General features: G+C 67.4%; 20 protein-coding genes. 15 read left to right on the forward strand and 5 right to left on the reverse strand.

What is annotated here, in order from left to right:
- The 10 genes from DFR74_RS36210 to DFR74_RS26295 form a co-directional block, all read left to right on the forward strand.
- On the forward strand, positions 1 to 336 hold a 336-nt coding region (locus DFR74_RS36210; RefSeq protein ID WP_211334145.1), incomplete at its 5' end, for a hypothetical protein.
- Between the two features lie 131 nt (positions 337 to 467).
- Positions 468 to 746 carry a hypothetical protein gene (locus tag DFR74_RS26265; protein WP_067514091.1) on the forward strand — a complete coding sequence of 93 codons (279 nt, stop codon included), beginning with the start codon at positions 468 to 470 and terminating at the stop codon, positions 744 to 746.
- Between the two features lie 40 nt (positions 747 to 786).
- On the forward strand, positions 787 to 1293 hold the full coding sequence (locus DFR74_RS26270; protein ID WP_067514092.1) for a hypothetical protein: 507 nt from the start codon (positions 787 to 789) through the stop codon (positions 1291 to 1293).
- A 35-nt stretch (positions 1294 to 1328) separates the two neighbouring features.
- A complete protein-coding gene (locus tag DFR74_RS26275) occupies positions 1329 to 1937 on the forward strand; it encodes a DUF5753 domain-containing protein (RefSeq protein ID WP_147265935.1) in 609 nt (202 codons plus the stop codon).
- An 840-nt stretch (positions 1938 to 2777) separates the two neighbouring features.
- Entirely contained in the window at positions 2778 to 3413 is a 636-nt protein-coding gene (locus DFR74_RS26280; protein ID WP_067514094.1) for an aspartyl/asparaginyl beta-hydroxylase domain-containing protein, read from the forward strand.
- Positions 3410 to 5860, forward strand: coding sequence for a dCTP deaminase domain-containing protein (locus DFR74_RS36215; RefSeq protein WP_067514117.1), 2451 nt, complete (start codon positions 3410 to 3412; stop codon positions 5858 to 5860). Before DFR74_RS26280 ends, DFR74_RS36215 begins: the two co-directional genes overlap by 4 nt.
- The gene (locus DFR74_RS36220) at positions 5857 to 6414 is read left to right on the forward strand and encodes an AAA family ATPase (RefSeq protein ID WP_084538188.1); all 558 of its coding nucleotides are present in this window, start codon (positions 5857 to 5859) and stop codon (positions 6412 to 6414) included. The genes DFR74_RS36215 and DFR74_RS36220 overlap by 4 nt, the downstream gene beginning before the upstream one ends.
- Positions 6408 to 7001: a dCTP deaminase gene (locus tag DFR74_RS36225; protein WP_067514095.1), complete on the forward strand. Its 594-nt coding sequence runs from the start codon at positions 6408 to 6410 to the stop codon at positions 6999 to 7001. The genes DFR74_RS36220 and DFR74_RS36225 overlap by 7 nt, the downstream gene beginning before the upstream one ends.
- A complete protein-coding gene (locus DFR74_RS36230) occupies positions 6998 to 7861 on the forward strand; it encodes a glycosyltransferase family 2 protein (RefSeq protein WP_067514096.1) in 864 nt (287 codons plus the stop codon). The genes DFR74_RS36225 and DFR74_RS36230 overlap by 4 nt, the downstream gene beginning before the upstream one ends.
- A 17-nt stretch (positions 7862 to 7878) precedes the next feature.
- Positions 7879 to 9066 carry a hypothetical protein gene (locus tag DFR74_RS26295; protein ID WP_067514097.1) on the forward strand — a complete coding sequence of 396 codons (1188 nt, stop codon included), beginning with the start codon at positions 7879 to 7881 and terminating at the stop codon, positions 9064 to 9066.
- A 230-nt stretch (positions 9067 to 9296) separates the two neighbouring features.
- On the opposite strand, the gene DFR74_RS26300 is transcribed toward DFR74_RS26295, so the two are convergent.
- From DFR74_RS26300 to DFR74_RS26310, 3 genes are all read right to left on the reverse strand, one after another.
- The gene (locus tag DFR74_RS26300; protein WP_067514098.1) at positions 9297 to 10094 is read right to left on the reverse strand and encodes a hypothetical protein; all 798 of its coding nucleotides are present in this window, start codon (positions 10092 to 10094) and stop codon (positions 9297 to 9299) included.
- Positions 10095 to 10198: 104 nt separating this feature from the next.
- Positions 10199 to 11098: a hypothetical protein gene (locus DFR74_RS26305; RefSeq protein WP_147265936.1), complete on the reverse strand. Its 900-nt coding sequence runs from the start codon at positions 11096 to 11098 to the stop codon at positions 10199 to 10201.
- Positions 11099 to 12363: 1265 nt separating this feature from the next.
- Complete coding sequence (locus DFR74_RS26310) at positions 12364 to 12891, reverse strand: SRPBCC domain-containing protein (protein ID WP_067514100.1); 528 nt, start codon at positions 12889 to 12891, stop codon at positions 12364 to 12366.
- Between the two features lie 1040 nt (positions 12892 to 13931).
- On the opposite strand from DFR74_RS26310, the gene DFR74_RS26315 reads away from it, so the two are divergent.
- From DFR74_RS26315 to DFR74_RS26325, 3 genes are all read left to right on the forward strand, one after another.
- Positions 13932 to 14540, forward strand: coding sequence for a transglycosylase SLT domain-containing protein (locus DFR74_RS26315; protein ID WP_067514102.1), 609 nt, complete (start codon positions 13932 to 13934; stop codon positions 14538 to 14540).
- Between the two features lie 67 nt (positions 14541 to 14607).
- Positions 14608 to 14919, forward strand: a complete 312-nt coding sequence (locus DFR74_RS26320) for a hypothetical protein (protein ID WP_067514103.1) — start codon at positions 14608 to 14610, stop codon at positions 14917 to 14919.
- On the forward strand, positions 14916 to 15164 hold the full coding sequence (locus tag DFR74_RS26325; RefSeq protein ID WP_067514104.1) for a hypothetical protein: 249 nt from the start codon (positions 14916 to 14918) through the stop codon (positions 15162 to 15164). Before DFR74_RS26320 ends, DFR74_RS26325 begins: the two co-directional genes overlap by 4 nt.
- 44 nt (positions 15165 to 15208) lie before the next feature.
- On the opposite strand, the gene DFR74_RS26330 is transcribed toward DFR74_RS26325, so the two are convergent.
- Positions 15209 to 15832: a TetR/AcrR family transcriptional regulator gene (locus DFR74_RS26330; protein ID WP_067514105.1), complete on the reverse strand. Its 624-nt coding sequence runs from the start codon at positions 15830 to 15832 to the stop codon at positions 15209 to 15211.
- Positions 15833 to 16024: 192 nt separating this feature from the next.
- Between DFR74_RS26330 and DFR74_RS26335 the strand changes: the two genes are divergently transcribed.
- Positions 16025 to 16645, forward strand: coding sequence for a hypothetical protein (locus DFR74_RS26335; RefSeq protein WP_084538190.1), 621 nt, complete (start codon positions 16025 to 16027; stop codon positions 16643 to 16645).
- A gap of 137 nt (positions 16646 to 16782) precedes the next feature.
- On the opposite strand, the gene DFR74_RS26340 is transcribed toward DFR74_RS26335, so the two are convergent.
- Positions 16783 to 17250, reverse strand: coding sequence for a MarR family winged helix-turn-helix transcriptional regulator (locus DFR74_RS26340; RefSeq protein ID WP_232331921.1), 468 nt, complete (start codon positions 17248 to 17250; stop codon positions 16783 to 16785).
- A gap of 68 nt (positions 17251 to 17318) precedes the next feature.
- Between DFR74_RS26340 and DFR74_RS26345 the strand changes: the two genes are divergently transcribed.
- Positions 17319 to 18296: a pirin family protein gene (locus tag DFR74_RS26345; protein WP_067514107.1), complete on the forward strand. Its 978-nt coding sequence runs from the start codon at positions 17319 to 17321 to the stop codon at positions 18294 to 18296.
- Positions 18297 to 18318: the final 22 nt, after the last annotated feature.

The following is an 18318-nucleotide window of genomic DNA, read 5'->3' on the forward strand; positions in this document are numbered from 1 at the left end:
CCGGTCGCGGTCGGCTACCTCCGCCAGCCCCTCCTCGACCCCGCCGCTGTCGAGGCGCTCGGTGTGGCGATGCGCCGCCGGGCCGAAGCGCTCGGGTACCGGTGGGGCGGGCTCTACCTCGACCGCACCCAGCCCGGCGATCAGCCATCGCAGACGCAGGCCGCACTCGCGCGGCGCGTGCGCCGCCAACCCGAGATCTGGACCGTCCTCGTCCCCGACGACACCCACCACCCAGGCCTACCGGCGGCGGGCGGGCCTCGCAGCGTACGCATCGCCACCGCGCACACCCCACCGCCAACCGCCCGAGATCCTGAGAAGGAGGGCATCGTCCGATGACCCGCAGTTGAGCCCGCGCCACGCGAACCTCCACCCGCGCACCGGCGGCCACCGAACCCGGCGGCGTCGAGCCGTGGGACGCGACCAGCTTCCTCGACACGCTCACCAGCGCGGACGAGCCCGCCGCACCGTTGTTCGCGGGAGTCCACGAGTTCCTCACCCGCTACCAGCACCACCTCCACGATGCCGGGGACGAGCCGCGCCGCCACGGGATCGACGCACTGTTGGCAGTGACCCGCGCCATCGACAACCTCGCGTGGGCGCACCTGCGCGCGGTCGCCCTCGGCCGCGACCACCCCGACACCACCACCGCGTGGGCCGCCGTGGACAAACACACCGCCCTCGCGCACGAGACCGTCACCGGCGTCCGTGCCGGGCAGCGCCTGCGTCCGCCCACCACACCGCCCTGAACCCCCTGTCTCTCTGCCGATTTCTCGAAAAGGAGTCCCCTTGACCAGCCGCACGAAGCTCCACCTGGTGGCAGGCGCGCTCGGGCTGCTCATCTGCGTGTTGTGGCCCGCACCGGTACTCGCCGCGCCGGTCCCCAGCGGTCGTGACCAGCCCCCGATCCACAACCCCGCCGCCTGCCCGAACACCACCACCGACCGCACGGTCACCGGCAACGGGCCCGGCAGCACAGCGGATGGGCCCGCAGCCATCCTCGGCTTCCACCACGCCTACTACACCCAACGATCCGGGACCGCCGCCCGCGCGTTCACCACCCCCGACGCGGACCTCCCCGCAGCCGAGACGATCCAACGCGGCATCGACCACACCCCAGCGACGCACGCCTACTGCGTACACATCACCCCCGCCGCCACGCCCGCCGAACAACCGGGTGGTCAGCGGTGGGCGGTCTCGATCACCGTCGCCGACGACCTGCGCACGCTCAACCAGCACATCACCACCCGCACCGAGCACGACCACACCCTCATCACCACCATCGAAGCCGCCTGAATCACTTTCAACCACAACATGATTGGAGAACAACTATGTCTGTGAACGTTGTCTCGCCGAGCCCGGAGTTCGTCGCCTGGCGGGGTAATCTGTCCAGCGAGTTGCAGCAGCGCATGGGGCAACTCGAGTCCGACGCGACCGTGTTGCGCTGGTTCGACCCGGCCCTGGTGCCGGGTCTGCTCCAGACCCGCGACTACGCTCGCGCCATCCTGAACCCGCTCCTGGCAGCGGTCGACAATGACGGCGACGTGCCCCCCGCGCTCGAGGAGCGGCTGGCCCGTCAGCGGCGGTGGCGGGCCTCGGACACGGTGACGCATTTCCTGGTCGCCGAGCAAGCTCTCCACACCCGTGTCGGCGACACCGATACCACCCGCGCCCAACTCGAGATGCTGCTGCGCCCACTGCCACCCACCGTCACCCTCGGCATTCTTCCCCGGACCACGCAATCCTCCTCGTCCGCAACGAATTTCATCGCCTACGACGACACCCACGTCGTGGTCGAGACCGTCACCGGCAAGCTCGTGTTCACCGACCCCACCAATATCGGTGACTACCTGAGCGTGTTCGACACTCTCGGCGGTCACGCGGTGTTCGGCACCGACGCCGAAGCCCTCATCCACGAAGCCCTCACCACCCACCAGTAACCACCACCGGCCACCAAAGGCTTGCCGACCCTGCCGTGGAGGATGCCGACCCCTCCCTCCCTCGGCACCGGCACGCGCTGGGCGGGGTGAGGGAAAGGCTTCCGGGACAGCGGCATTGCTGCGGGAGACTGCCCGCTGCCGCAGCGCTGTCCGGGAACACCACCCTCACAACGCGGCACCCCAATCCGGTGCGAACCCTCTGATTCGCACGAACCGAGAGGACCACTATTGGGTTTGGCTGATGAAGAAGGCTGGGATGATCCGACACCCATCCAGCGACTCCGACAACGCTTGCTCGAATGGGAGACACTGTCGCCCGACCACGCCCACAAGTTGTTGAGCGCACCGATCCCGGCCGCGTTTCCCGAGGACGGCTACCAAATCAGAAGGGCCTGTATCGAGTACCTGCGGTTGATCGGAGACCCGCAATGGCAGCAGCGTATGGACGACCTCGACCGGGTCGGATTCCACCGCTACTGGGCCGACTACGACTCCGCGGAATGGGGGGCCTTGGCGCGAGCCCACCACCCCGCTCCAGCAGTACCTGAACGCACTGAAATTCTGCGACGAGAACGCCCGGATACAGACAGCTACCCAACTACGCAACCACGGAGCCCCGGCCCCCGTCGCGGCGGACGGACAACAGATCCGGCGAGCCTGGTGCCAACTACGAATCCTCATCGGCGACCCCCGAGGCCACCACCTACTCACCGCCGTCGAGAGTGCTGACCAGAACCCGACATCGGGACGGTGACGGCGTGTTCAACAACCTCAAACGGTCTCGACACCGGCCTCGCAGTCCTCCCCCGTACCACCATCCGTGCCAGGAGAAGCAAATTGATGACCTCGCGCAGCACCCACCGCCCCGACGAAACCGACGCAGAGCAGTTCTATAACGGCCCCACAGACGCGGTATTCGACTTAGCTCTGCTGCGGCAGGCGTACGACCACGTCCTCGGCCTCATCGAACCGATGACCACCGAGCGAAACGGCGAGCCGTTGCGCTGTATATCCCTGACTCACCGTCCCGGTGCCGAGGATCTGCTCGCCGACGGACTGGTCAGCCAGTTCACCCCGAACGGGACCATGCGTTATCACGAGCGCGAGTTCTCCTGTTTCAACCCGATGTTCAGCGACACCTACTTCGCTGTCGTACATCAAGCGGTCTCCGCGCTCATGCCGATCGGTCGGATGCGGCTGATGATCCTGGCACCGGGCACAGTCCACCGGATGCACGCCGACGCCACCAAACGCGCGCACCTGGCCATACACACCGACCCGAACGCCTATCTGGTCGGGCCGGACGGCCACGGCCACCACATCCCCGCCGACGGCAGGCTGCGAGTGTTCGACACCCGCGCCCAACACACCGTGTTCAACGCGGGCACCACCGACCGAGTACACCTGCTGATGTCGATCGCTGACACCGAACGCCTGCACCATTCAGTTCTTCTCACCTGCGGGTGGCCGCGATGACGATCCTGACCGGAGTCGAGATCCAACGTCAGCGTGCGGCCGGGGCGATCACCATCGAGCCGTTCGATCCGGCGCGTCTGAACCCGAATTCCTACAACTTCTCTCTCGGTGACCGGCTGCGCGCCTACACCGCACCGGTTCTCGATGCCCGTGTCGAGAATCCGAGTATCGAGATCTCCATCACCGCAGACGGATTCGTCCTACGCCCCGGCCAGCTCTACCTCGCCGCCACCGCCGAAGTCCTGGGCGGTACCGGGTTCGCGCCGACTTTCGCCGCCCGGTCGAGCATTGCCCGGCTCGGGCTGTCGATTCACCTGTCCTCCGGGCTGGGCGATATCGGCTACATCGGCCAATGGACTCTGCAACTCGTCGCGACCGAGCCGGTGCGGGTCTACCCGGGCATGGAGATCGGGCAGATGATGTGGTGGACACCAGTCGGTGAAATCAACTGCTACACCGGCAAGTATCAGGGCTCGCGCGGGCCGCAGACCAGCCGATCCTGGGTCGGGCTCACCAGCGACCTGGCCCGGGAACGCTTTCCCGGACTCGGCGACGCGCAACTCAACGAGCAGCTTGTCGGGGCGAAGTGCGCTCGTCTCGGTGAGTTGTCCGCGCGAGTACCGGTTCCCCCGCTGATCGCGGTCCCGGCCGGCGAGTTCGCCGCGGTGATCGAGGACGATGTCCTCGCGGGTGTGGAGGCGGTGTTCGCGGACTTGCGGGCAACTGTCGGTGCCGAAGTCCCGGCGCAGGTGGCCCGGTTGACCGACCTGATCGCCGATATCCAGCTCGGCAGCCCTGCGCAGGAGTTGCTGGCGGTCCGGCTCGAGGAGGTGTTCGCGGCGGGGACTCGGTTCGCTGTCCGGTCCTCGGCCTTGTGTGAGGACTCGACCGACACCGCGTACGCGGGCGCCTACGAGTCGGTGCTCGACGTCGCCGACGAGGACGTGCCCGAGGCGGTCGCTGCGGTGTGGCGTTCCTACTACTCGCTCACCGCCGTGAGCGCGCGGCTGCGCGCCGGTGACCTGGACCCGACGCCTCGGATGGCGGTGATCGTGCAGGTCATGGTCGAGCCCGAGCAGGCCGGGATCGCCATGACCGGCCTGGACCCGGCCGTCCCCGACCAGGTTCGGATAGAGGCCGTGCGCGGTCGGGCCGACACCTTGGCCGCCGGTGCCGCTGTGCCCGATCACGACGGGGTCCTACCCCCGTCAACCGTCGCGGAGGTCACCAGGTTGGTCGAGGCCGCGCGCGAGGTGCTCGGCGTCGGTGACGTGGATATCGAATGGGTGGAGGCTGGTGGTGTTGTCTCGCTGGTGCAGGCGCGCCCGAACACCGCGCGCCGCCGCCATGGCTCCTATCGGAGCGAGATCGCGGTCGTTCCCCTCTACCTCGAACCCCTACCCGCCGATATTCCACTCGGGCCGATGACCGGCCCTGTCGGCCACTTCACCAGCAAACGCGGCCCCGCGATGCGGCGCGCGCACGAACTCGGAATCGCGATCGGCTCCGCTGTCGTCGTCTACCTGCCAGCCGACCCCGACCATACCTGGGCGGAGGATCTCGCCCCGCTGCTGCGCGAGGCGATGACGGCACCGGAGGTGATCGTCGATGTCAGCGAACAGCAGCGCCAGATCGTCTGCAACACCGACGATCTCGTGGGCGAGCTGCAATGGTTGCACGCCGCCGCGCCCGCCGGTGAGCCGTTCACCGTGCTGGTTCGTGACTACGTGAAGGGCCAGCGTGGTCTCATCACCCACCCCGCCGACCCTGCCACCGGCGAGATCGCCGCCGAATCCTCCGACGAGGGTCTGCTGGCGATGAACCGTGGCTTCGCCTCCACCACAAGCCTGGCCCTCATGCCGGACTCACCGAGCGAGGCGGCGCTCGCGGTCACCGGCGGCGAGACGAACCTTGCCTTGATCGCCCGGCTGGCAAGGGACCTGGCCGTGATGCAAGGCCCCACGGTCATCGAGTGGGTCATCGGCACCCGCGGCGAGCTGTTCTACATCGACCACACCGTCCTCACCGGTCCGACACACAGCCACACGCAACCGCGCATGATCGCCGCAGGCCGCGCCACCGGACACGTCGTGCGGGTGGTCAACGACGCCGTGCTGGAACAGCTTTCGACGGGCGCGGCGGTCAGCGTGTCCGGCGCGCAGATCGACGTCCACCAACACCGCGCAGTCGCGGAGATCATCACCCGCATCGAGGTCATTCGATCCAACGGAGGACGGGTGATCCTGTCGGCCCGGCGACCCTACGCGGTGCTGGCGGCGCTGGTCGGTCTGGTCGACGGGTTCGTCTTCGACCTGGCTTCGCAGCTGTGTCACCTCGGGATCGTCGTGCGCGAGCACGGTATTCCCGCCCTCATCCACGAAGCCGTCGATGGCGACGTGCTCACCCTCGACAACGGCACCGTCCTCACCCACGGAGATTCCCGATGACCCGATCCAGAACCCGGCTCGCCCTCATCGGCCACTCAGGCGCCGGTAAATCCACCACCGCCCAACTCATCACCCACGCCGCCGATTCCCGTGGCCTCCGTTGCGAGGTGGTCAAGGTCGCCGCGCCGCTCTACGACCTACAACACGCCTTCTACACCCGCCTGGGCCGTACTCTCCCACCCGGCCAGCAGGACCAGCAGCTCATGGAAACGCTCGCCCTGTGTCTACGCGACCGCGACCGCGACTTCCTCGTCCGGGACTTCCTCGCCCGCGCTGAAACGAGCTTCGCCGACATCGTGATCAACGACGATGTCCGCTCCTACAACCACGACCTGCCCCGACTGCGCGACTCGGGCTGGACCGTCATACGAGTCAGCGCACCCGCCGAGACCCGTAAGCAACGGCTCGCCGACCGGGGCTACCTCACACTGTCCGACGCGTCCACCACCGGTGTCGAGGACGTACACGTCGACATCGAGATCACCAACGACACCACCCGGCAAGACCTCGCCGTGCGTGCGCGCGCGGCGCTGGACCAGGTGTTCTCATGCTGACCGGAGCCGAGATCCGGAACGCGCGGCACCGCGGCGAGCTTGTGATCGAACCGTTCGACCAGCACCTGGTCTGTGCGAACTCGATCGCGTTCCGCCTCGGTGCCGAACTCCTGTCCTACCCGACCGGCATCGAACTCGACCCGCACCGCAATCCCGAAGCCGATCAGACGACCATCCCGCCCGATGGTGTCGTGCTCACCCCCGGCAAGCTGTATCTGGGATCGACCGCCGAGACCATGGGCGGGCTGCGCTACGCCGCCACCCTTCACGCCTGCCGGTCGGTATCCTGCCTCGGGCTGCGAATCCAATTGTCCGCACCGTTGGGGCATTGCGGCGCGGTCATCCCCTGGACCCTCGAACTGCGCGCGACGCTGCCGGTGCGCGTCTACGCGGGGATGACGATCGGCAAACTCGCGTTCTGGCCCATGCAGGGCACCCCCGCCCACTACCTCGGCCGCTACCGCGATTCGCGCGGGCCGGTGCGCTCGCTCATCGCCGCCTGCCCACCAACTTCCCCAGTGATACCGTCCGCCGGATCAACCCCGGCGTATCCGACCACCGACCAGCGAGAGGCCGCCCCACTGTGAGCATCGACGTCATCATCCTCACCTACAACAGCGCACAACACCTGCCCGCCGCCGTCGCCTCCGTACGCGCCCAAACCGCCGCCGACGTCACGATCACCGTCATCGACAACGCCTCCACCGACAACACCCTCCAGGTCGCCCGCGATCTCGGGCTCACCCCGATCGCCAACCCGCACAACATCGGCTTCGGTTCCGCGATCAACCAAGCCGCCGCCACCACCCACGCCGACTACCTCACCCTGCTCAACCCCGACGCCGAACTCGGCGACCCCAAAGCCCTCGAGGCCATGGTCGCCACCCTCTCCGACCCGCAGATCGGGGTCGTCGGCGCACGCATCCAGACTCCGGACGGCGAGCCCTACCCTAACGGCCGACGCTTCCCCTCCACCGCCCTCGCCGCCCGCCACGCGATCATGAGCGTGCTGCGGCCCGGCAGCAACGCCGCCAGCGCCGAATACTTCGGCCCCGCCATCGGCAACCCCGACGCCGACCAGGAGGTCGACTGGGTATCGGGCTGCTGCCTGATGATGAAACGCCCACTCTGGGAACAGATGCGCGGCTTCGACCCGCGCTACTGGATGTATCTCGAAGACGCCGACCTCGCCTGGCGCCTGCGCGAACACGGCTACACCACCGTCCTGTCCGGTCCTGCCTGGGTCACCCACCACGGCGGACAATCCAGCAAGTTCCGACGCAACCGATCCCTGTGGCACCACCACCGCAGCGCCGCCCTGTTCTACGCCCGCACCCGCACCGGCTGGCGACGCATCCTCATCCCCGCCGCCGTCGCCTTCCTCGGAATCCGGCTCGCGGCGCTCGTCGCGCTCAATACCGCCCGCCGTCTGACCGGCCGCGACTGATTGACTCGGAGTCGACCATGGCCTACGCATCCTGCTGGCTACTCACCGGCACCTGGCACGCCCGCTACCGCCAACCGGGGCACAACCTCCCCGGCGACACCATGTTCCGCGTGCTGCCGGTGACAGCGAGACCGGGCTACGCCACCGCGCTTGTCAACTGGGACGACACGAGCCGCCAGCACACCATCTATAGGCATGCCGGCCTCCGGACGCTCGAGCGCTTCGACACCACCGGTGTCGAGGGATCGGTCCAGCACGACGTGATGCCGCTGGCCGTAGTCGCCGCCGACCTCCGGCAGCGAAGCTGGGTGGTGTACGCGCCTTCCCGCCTCACCACCGAGGCGGGCCTGTTTCACCGCGTCACCGAGATCACCCACGCGTTCACCTTCGCCGAGATCGATAGCGCCACAACGACAGAGCCCTCGGCAGAGGTCCTGGCCGAGGTGGTGGACCGACTGCCGGAGTTCTCGGCCAGAGTGGGCAGCCACGAGTGCTGGTACCACACCATCGACGCCGGGGTGGAGTACGAGCACAAGTTCACCCTCGACCCCGACACCGACATCTACACGCTCACCCGAGGCATCGCGGCCGAGATCGGGCGCGGGGAACCGGCCTACCTGCGACCGGAGTTCGCCAACGCCTTCGAGATGTGGCAGTTCCACAACTACATGTTCGAGGTCACCGGGCCGACCTCGGCCGACTGCGGGTACGCGTCCTTCATCCCCCGCCGTGCGGGCGGTCACGTCATCAAACGCAAACGGTTCGCCCACGATGGGTTCGCCCGCTACGAGACCAAAACCACTGTCACCGAAGAACTCACCGACACGGCGCAGATGCTGTCCTACCTGCACCAACACCTCGGCCTGGAGGCCATCTACCTCGGAGAGTTCATCCGAACCAGATTCGACAACAACGTCGAAAGCGTCAACACCGGCCACATCTACTCGATCATGGCCGACCGCTGCGAATTCCCCGAACACCCGGGCACCGTGCTGCAACAGCTCGAGATCGAATACCTCCGATCCCGAGGCAGCGAACGCGACTCACGAAGGGAGATGATCGATGAACTCGGCTCCATCCGACACTGGACCAGCCAACACCTCGCAGACCACACGATCCCCGCGAAACCGAGCTACCTGTCCAAATACACATTCCTCCGCAGACTGACCTTTCCGGGCCCACCGAGAGCGACAGAGCGCACCTGATCCCAGCCATCAGATTGCCGGGTGGTGCACCGACTCCAGCCCCACACTCACACAGGCGAGCAGGGCGAGGACCCGCCCACTCCTCGCCAACGCCAGTTACATGTTCACTGGGGTGAGCGCATGTGCAGGAACCCACTAACGGTTTCGACACCCGGCAGGGCCGCGAACTGTCGGATCGACTCACGTATCGCCTCCCTGAAGCGCGACCGCTTCGAAGCCGGTCCACCGTCTCAACAACCGGCCACTTTCAAGGTGTCGAGAAACCCTCCGGTCGCCGCCACCAGCGCTCGCATCGTCTCCAGGGCATCCAGTTGGATGTGCGTGTAACCGGGCACGACGAGCACTTCGTGGTAGGCGGTCCCGCCTTGCCCCTCTGCCGTGACGGTGCCCATTCCCGGCAATGGCCGGGGCACAGTCTTCTTCGCGAGCACAGCCCCATCTACCAGGGGCTGACCTCCGTTGGGGAGCTCGGTGAGCGTCATGTAGCTGCGATCCAGTGTCGCGGCAGCACGGTGAGCGACAACGTGGATACCCCGGTGCTTGTCCAGGTTGACCAGCTTGTGCAGCAGAAACAGCTGGTGGTCATGCGGAACGGGAGAATGGAACGGCTGGACCGCGTCGATCTCCGCCCAGACGGCTTGATCCGCCCATGGGTCCGCGGGGTTCACGTACGTAGCGGCCTGAGCCGACCACTTACTCTGATCATCGATGACAGGAAACTGGATCTTCTTCTGCTGAGCCTCGGTCAGCCCTGGATGCCGCGCGAGGATGTGGCCGAAGAGGGCATGGTCGAGGGCTCCTCTCAGGTTGGTCAGCACGTCTCCAACCATGAGCCCCCATCTCTCCGACGGAGGCGCCGGGTTCACCCTCGCAACCGTCTCGATGATCACTTGCTGAGAGTTGAGTGGATCGTTTCGGGTCCTGACGACGAAGCGGATTGCCTCGCTGTCGCGGTACTCCTGCAAGCTCGACGCGAAGATGTCGAAATGCTCTGTTGCCCTTGACAGCTTGGCGAATGCGCTCCTCATGCACGAAGCCTATGCGGAGGGTGTGACGTGACGCGGTCGATCACCGTCCGTCACACCCCCGATCCGCACCGACTGCGAGCACTAATGTGCCCGGTCGACCGACCTCAGAGCAGGCCGAGTTGCCCGCTGGTCGCCTTGTGAGCGGCGGCAGCTAGTTCGGTGATGAAGTCCCGTGGAAGGCCCAGCTCGTTGGTGTGAAGCGCCATGACCCACTTCAGGGCGACCTTGCGGCGTCCTTCAGCGCTGCTGGCGGATCGGAACTGGTCTGTCGCTGCCAGTGATGTCGCCAGCTCCGGCAGCCGTTCCTCGAGCTCGTCAACCAAGTCGATGCGCTGTTGGTTGAGCAGACCTTGAGCGCCCTGGATGATTTCGATGAGTTTCCATCGGTCCCCGCGCTCGAGGATTGGCGCGAGAGCGGGTAGGGCACGAGCCGCTGTCTCGTGTTCGAAGCGGGTCCGGGCGCGCCGGAACGCGGGATCACTCGCCAACGCTTCGACCAGCCCAGTGACGTCCACAGGGCTATCAGGACCGTTCGAGGTTTCGGCGAGAAGGGCGGTGACAGTGTTGTCGATTTCTTCCAGGTCATCGGCGAACGCGGTGTCCTGGCTCCAGGAGTGCGGAACCCCGAGGTGAATGAAACCCACGTCGATTCGGTGGGTGTACCCGTTGATCCTGCGCAGCGCCCGCAGACTCGAATCGCGGGCTGCGCGGTCTTCCGGCTCGATCTCGAGTTGCTGGATGCATTCCACGATGGAGTCGGTCTCGATGAGTTCGCGATCAAGATACAGCGCTGATGCACCGAGCCTGACCGCGATCTCGACAACGTCGGAGGCGCTCATTGTCGAGCCGAGAGTAACTCCGCTCGCTTCGACGGTGGCGGGGGTGATGACAGCTAGCCCGTGGCTCAGCGCCGCGCGTTCTAGCTCGGCGACCGACTCACCGAGTACGTCTGGGGTGGCTACGTCCAACTCTGCTGCGATTTCAGCAAGGTGGTCCAGTGTCATGGCGGGCACCGTAGACCTTCCCACCGACAAGTAGATCTTTCGCCACGTCCCAGTCGAAGCGCTCATCGCCGAACCCCTGCCAGCCCACGCCCAACTGCACCGGTCAAGTCGCCGTGACCTTCTTGTTCGCGTTCGGGGGCTAGGCATCGCTGGTGGCCGCCTAGCTCCTGGGCGAACTGCCGCGATCACCGAGACCGACACATCACCCGAACACCCGAATCTGGCTCAACCAAGCGCGAAATCCGTTTCTATCACCAGTTGGCCGGAGCAAATCCCCAGGTCGCCCGCGTTCCCATCTTCGATGTGCCCCGCCGAGGAGTCGAACCTGCGACGCGTGTCGGGCAGTAGCCCGCTGACACCGTCTTCCGACTCCATGGTGGAAGCCCACGTGCGTGGCGGTGAGCGATGCCGAGATCGACGGGCGCGTAGCAGCGCGGTGTGGGAGGCGGTGCGCGGGGTCAGCGACTCGCCGCGGTGAGCAGGCTCCGCAGATCGTCGCGGTCACCATTCGCGCGTGGCGAGATGACGCGCGATTCATCCTGTCCCAGAACAGATGTAGCGGGCCATCTGTGCATCGATTGCGCCCCGGCCTCCCACCCGCGTTGGTGGGCCACGCCGCCACGGTGAACGGCAACGAATTCAACCCGCGCCAAACTTACACCAAGAATTCAGCATGAATGCCCGTGATCATCCGTGCGCGGGCGCGCGTTCGGAATCGGCGTCATCGCAGGTAGATCGCCCAACGTGATCCCCCGTGACAGGCTGTGAACATAGATCGAACCCCGAACCAACAACAGCGGGTTCGGGGTTCGAGTCCCTGATGGCGCACTCCACTCGATAGCAGGCCCATGCCCACGGAGGGCGTGGGCTTTTCTCGTTTCGTCGTGTTTTGCGGGGGCGCAGCCCCCGCGCCCCGCCCGGAGGGGCTTCGCCCCCCGGACCCCCTATTGTGGCTGGGTGCGTTGGGCGGGTGTGTCGCGGATTGTTCTTGGGTGTACGCCTGAACGCCATCGTGACTGGTCGCGTTCGTGGGGAATGTCACGTTTTGGTGGGTGGACTTCGGGGGGTTGCGCACCTCTCTCTGGTCCGCCGGGCGACGCACGGCGGATCTCGTCCATGAGTAAGCGGTCCCGTGTTCGCGAACGGGTGGCGCGTCGCTCGTGCACCGGGGTGGTCGGTGCGTCACCAGTCGCTGAAGCTGTGGCGAGTTTGCCTGCCCCACAACAGGAATGAAGCGTCGCGCTGCCGCCGGATCGGCCACCCGGTCAGCGACGGGGCCCGAGGGCCGCGGCGAGACCGTTGAGGCGCAGGGTGGTGCCGCCGCGCAGGTGGGGGAAGTCGGCGCTGCCGTCGCCGGTGCGGGCGAGGAAGGTGACCTGCTCGGTCCACGTCAGGAGACTCGTGCCGGGGGTGTCGTCGGCGAAGAGAATGGTGGCCAACGACGCCCAGCGCGGGATGTCGTCGACGGTCGATTCGTAGGCGAAGACGATTCGCCGGTCCGCGACGATATCCAAGTAGTGCGACCGGTAGGTGAGGCGTTCCGGTGGCGAATCCAGCACGGCGAAAGTGCTGTGCGCTTCTTCGCCGCCGCCGACACGGAACTCGTGGCGGTAGGTCGCGTCCGATCCGGGCAGGCGGAACCAGCGTCGGCGGATCGGCTCGTCCGCGAATGCGGCGAACACCGATGCCGTTGGGGCGTCGAAGTGGCGGGTGAGGGTGAAGCTATGGTGCCGGACGTCCAGCGCGGGATGCGGCGGCGAGACGGCCTCCGTATGAACATTCTGGGCTGACATGTCGCCTCCTCCGCGCCAGCCCAGGGGGCAATGGCTCGTCGGTAAGGAACACGGACGGTGCCGCGATCCTTCCCTCGCGACGAAATCGCCACCTCCATAGATGAATTCGCCTACTGTCGCCCTGAGGACGGCCGGACCCGAGTCCAGCCACGGACGGTCGGCGGCACGGCCTGGCCGACTCAGGAAGAACAAGCGGCCGCGGATCAGTTCGGGGTGCGAGTCAGGGCCGTTCGACGGTGGGGAGGATTTCGGTGAGGTCGGCAGTGCCGGGCAGCCAGGTCGGAGCGGCGGTAGTGCTGGGCCCGGGGTGTTGCGGAACAGCACCACGCGTCATTCTCCGGGCGGCCCGCTGCGCGACGAGTGATTGGACGGCGTTGGCGTCCGGGTTCAGCGTGGACCGGGCGGATGGGATCATGCCGGCGATCGCGCGCAGCAGGACGAGGGTGCCCAATGGCCGGGGTGCGTGATCCGGGCGTTATAGAAGGTGGCTCCAGAGGGTCGAATCGGCCCCCCGGAGTCCGGATTGCCCTATCCGTGGCGCCTGTTACACGACTTCTTCTGTGACCTCGGGCACAGGATGTTTACCCGCAAACTCCCTGCATAGATCGCGTTTCGATAACGGCTTCCTGGGCTTTTCAAGATCGGTGACCCCATCCGTTCAACTCTCGTTCACCCGCCGTTCACCTTCCGTGACCATTCTGCAATGCGGGTCGAAGAAGAGACCTGAAGTCGGTTCGACCGAACGAGAACTGAACATCAGTCGGAATCGGCCGGGAGGGCACAGCGCCCCGAGAACGGCACCTTCCGACTTCGCTCCACCGTAGTGGAGTTCCGCGCGACGTCGCGGGGCGGGGCCCATGCGCCCGCCGCGACTACCCCGAGCCAGGGGCGCGTTCCGGGGACCCGGTGTCCCCCACAACCAAATCCACACAACAGCACATCGATCTCTGCCCGACGAGCGCTCCGCGCGCCCGCCGCCGGATTCGTGCTGCCTCGCGCGGCCCGGACCCGACCCTGTCCCCGAACAAGGAACGATCCAGATGCCTGACAGTCGCCTTTCCACCCTCCGCCGCACGACCCTGCGCGAGGGACTGACCTTCGCCGTCGCCGCGGCCGGAATCGTGGCCGTCACCGCCTCCTCGGCGGTGTCGGTGGCCGACGACAGCACCGCGCCCCGCGTCGCGATGATCGCCGAGCAGGAGCAGGCCGAGCCGGCCGAACTGGTCGCCGAGGCCGCCCCGGTGGCCGAGCCGGTCGCGGAGGTCCCCCAGATCGACGAGCTGATCGCCCAGCCCGCGCCGATGCCCGAGCCCGCCCCGCCGGTGTACGAGAACAACCTGGACGGCTGGATCCGCCAGGCGCTCGACATCATGCGCGCCAACGGCATCCCCGGCAGCTACGAGGGCATCCACCGCAACATCCTGCGCGAGTCCTCGGGCAACCCGCAGGCCATCAACCTGTGGGACTCCAACGCCGCCAAGGGCATCCCGTCCAAGGGCCTGCTCCAGGTGATCGACCCGACCTTCGCCGCCTACCACGTGCCCGGCACCCCGTTCGACGTGTGGGATCCGGTCGCCAATATCGTCGCCGCGTGCAACTACGCCGCGCACCGCTACGGCAGCATGGACAACGTCAACGGCGCGTACTGATCCACGCCCCTCGAACGCCCCGCCCCGGCCCCGGCCGACGGCGGGGCGTTCGTCGTAGGATGCCCCCGTGGCCGATTACGCGCACACCGACGCGTCGGTCAGCCGCCGGGCCGAGAAGGCCCGCCGCTTGGCCGTCTACCTGTGGGACCGCGACATCAGCGGCGCCGAACTCCGCGACATGCCCGCCGCGACCCGCCGCAAACTGGCCCGCGCCGCCGACACCAACCCCCCCAGCACCGACGAGACCTGGCACGCCGTGGCCGGCCTCCTCGACGAGAAGAACGCCTGGGCCGACCGCCACCCCGCCCACCCCGCCGCCCGGCGCGCCCACGCCGACGAGAAACTGCTCTGGGTGAAGCCCCCGATCACGCCTTGGTGAACCGGCATTCGGATCTCCACGGACCCGTGTGCCAGGTCCTGTCGTTCCGTGTCATCGTCACCCTCGAAACGACCTTGGCGCACGTCTGCGACCCGCCCGCCGCCCTGCAGATCTTGACCGAGAACCTCGTTCTGGGCAGGGAGTTCGCCGAGCCACCGGTCGGACTGGCGCACCTCGGCGCCTGTCTGGATCGCCTCGCCACCGGTCGGGTCGAAGGAAAAGTCCTCATCGACCCCGCGGCCTGAACGCCCGAGATGGCTGCCACCACCGCGATCACGAGGATCGGCGCTCAGTCCCGATGACCGTACAGCGTGAGGGTGTCCTCGATGCAGCGGGTGAGGAAGGCGTCGTCGATGGGTCTCCCGCCGACCAGAACGCGGAAATACAGTGGTGCGGCAAGGGTTTCCAGGACCGGCGCCGGTTCGGTGTCCGGCGGGAGTTCACCGCGCTCGATCGCCCTGGTGACCACCGGCGAGCTGAGCTCGAACCGGTCGCTCCAGAACCGGCGCCGGGCCGCGTCGACCTCGGGATCGGCCGAGAGCGCGATCGTGGTCCCCACCAGTCGGCCGATCCCCGGCTGTTCGATCAGGTGCGACACCTGTTCGGCGAGCACCCGCAGATCCGTGCGCAGCGCGCCGGTGTCGGGCAGTGGGTTCGCCGCGGCGGCCAGTTCGGCGAGCGCCGCGGCGATCAGCGCCGTACGGGTGCCCCAGCGGCGGTAGATCGTGGTCTCGGCGACCCCGGCCCGGGCGGCGATGTCGCTGACGGTCAATCCCTCGATGCCGTGTTCGATGACCTGGTCCAGGGTCGCGGTCAGCACCGTCCGGCGCACCCGCGCCGAACGGCCCCCGGTCCGCTTGCGCGGGACCGGGGCCGAGGGGATCTGGTCGTCGGCTTCGCGGCCCTGCTCCATGGTCCAAGTTCTACTCGACCGGTACGCGCGTGCCCACTCCGCGGGCCGGGACGCGCGGCCACGCGTGCTCTCAGCGCAGGCAGGCGAGATCCAGTTGCCGAATTCGCACGCCAGATGCCGGACTCATGTACAGCGCGGCGGCCACCTCGTCGGCGAGGGTCGCGAAGGCATCGATGCTCGGCGATATAGAGCTTGGGCAGCGCCGCGGGGCACGCGACTTCGAGCTGGCTGCAGAACCCGTCGGCGGGCTCGTCACGGAATTGGTGGATACTCGAGCGCGAACTGGCGGTGTCGGAACGGATCACCCGGATCGCGGTCGCGACGAGCCGGGGCCGAGTCAAGTACTCGGTCACCCATCTGCGAGCGCCGGGCCTGTCAGCCGAACGATTCGCCGCCTGGTTCGAGAATCTCGTCGTTGTCGACGACGAGAGCGCGATGAACGCCGCGTGCCCGGATCACTACCTGCTACGGGGTTTGCCCGACGGACGCCAGGAGGTGGTCGAGACCACCGGCGGCTCCCCCGCGGCGACCCGCTTCCTCGTCGACTATCGGCTCACCGACGACATCACCGCCCCGGTCGACCCGGCCTATCCGGTCCAGATCGCGGGCACGGCTCTGCTGGACGACGGACTGGTCATCGGCGGAGTCCGGCACCAGTTCCGCGACCGCGACGGCGCGCTGGAGGCACTGCTGAGCGTGCAGTTCCCCGCCGCGGTGCCCGCCAGGAACATCCACCAGCACCAGTGGCACCTGGCGTGCGAGTTCAGCAACTGGCTGACCGCGTCGGCGCCGTTCGCTGCGATCGCGCGATGACCCTCACCAGCGAACGCACCGCTGGGGCCTGCGCGCCATATAGGAGGCCGCCGTGAAGTACGTGGCGGCCGCCGAACGAGCTGTCATCGACGAGATCCCGCGAATCCGCGAACAGGCGGCGCGGAGACCATCGCGGATCACACGTCCGCCAGGTCCGTCGTCTCCTCGACGGTCGCGCTCACCCGATCCGACAACGACCGCAACGCCGCCCCTTCGGCGTCGGAGAGCTGATCGATGAACAGCCGGCGCACCAGCTCCACATGGTTGGGCGCCGCGCGCTCCAGTGCTGCACGACCCGCCGGGGTGAGTTCGACGACAATCCCGCGGGCGTCCTCTTCCGAGGGTTTGCGATCGACCAAGCCGCGCGCGGCCATGCGGGCCAGGTGTTTGGAGAGGCGGCTCTTCTCCCAGCACACCTCGGCGGCCAGATCCTTGGCGCGCAGGCGCCCCTCCGGCGCGGCTGAGAGCGAGACCAGCAGTTCGTAGTCGGCCGCCGAGAGGCCGTCGCGGGCGAGCCCGGCGGCGAGGGCCGCGTCCATGCGCTGGCGCAGCCGGATATAAGCCTGCCAGGTCCGCTGCTCGTCGTCGTTCAACCATCGCACCACGGGAATGATCCTAGTACGCATATGGTTGACATGGACACCAACTGAGGGAACCGCAACAGGAGGACCCCATGCCCGCCATCGCCGTCGACAACATCCTGGTCCTGCCGCGCCTGCCTCGCCCGGACGAGACCCTGCGCCGGCGACCCGTCAAGCAGGTCGTCACCGCGCACAAGCAGCGCGAGGGTGCGGGCTTCGAGGTGACCCGTCCGTTCCCGAGTGTGGACCTGCGCACCGCCGACCCGTTCATCCTGCTCGACCAGATGGGCCCGGTCACCTACGAGCCGTACGAGGCCAAGGGCGCGCCGTGGCATCCGCACCGAGGCTTCGAAACCGTCACCTACATGCTCGACGGCACGATGGTGCACCACGACTCCAATGGTGGCGGCGGCACCATCGGCGAGGGTGACACCCAGTGGATGACCGCGGGCTCGGGCATCCTGCACGACGAGGTGCCGCCGGAGGAGCTGGTCGTCACGGGCGGGCTGTTCCACGGCATCCAGCTGTGGGTGAACCTGCCGCGCGCCATGAAGTTCGCGGCGCCGCGCTACCAGGATCTGCGCGGCTCGGAACTCACGCTCGTCTCCTCGCACGACGGCGGCGCGCTGGTGCGGCTGATCGCCGGCGAAGTGGGCGGATTCGAGGGTCCGGGATCGACGCACACGCCCATCGCCTACGCGCACGCGTCGGTGAGCCCGGGTGGACAACTGGAAACGCCGTGGCCGCAACACTTCTCGGCGATGGTGTACGTGCTGTCGGGCAGCGGCACGGTGGGCGAGGACCGCAGGCCGGTCGCCGAAGGTCAACTAGCGGTTTTCGGCCCCGGTGACGCGATCACGGTCGCGGCCGACGATCGCCAGCACAATCAGACCGGCGATCTGGAGGTCCTGCTACTGGGCGGGCAACCGCTGCGCGAACCCGTCATCCAGTACGGGCCTTTCGTGATGAACACCCGCGAAGAGATCATCCAGGCCATCGAGGACTTCCAGTCCGGCCGCATGGGCAACATCCCCGCCGAGCACCTGACGGGCAAGCGCCTCGGCACATAACCGCTCCGTGCTGCCATCCCCT

The organism is Nocardia puris, assembly GCF_003315035.1.
GTDB lineage: Bacteria > Actinomycetota > Actinomycetes > Mycobacteriales > Mycobacteriaceae > Nocardia > Nocardia puris.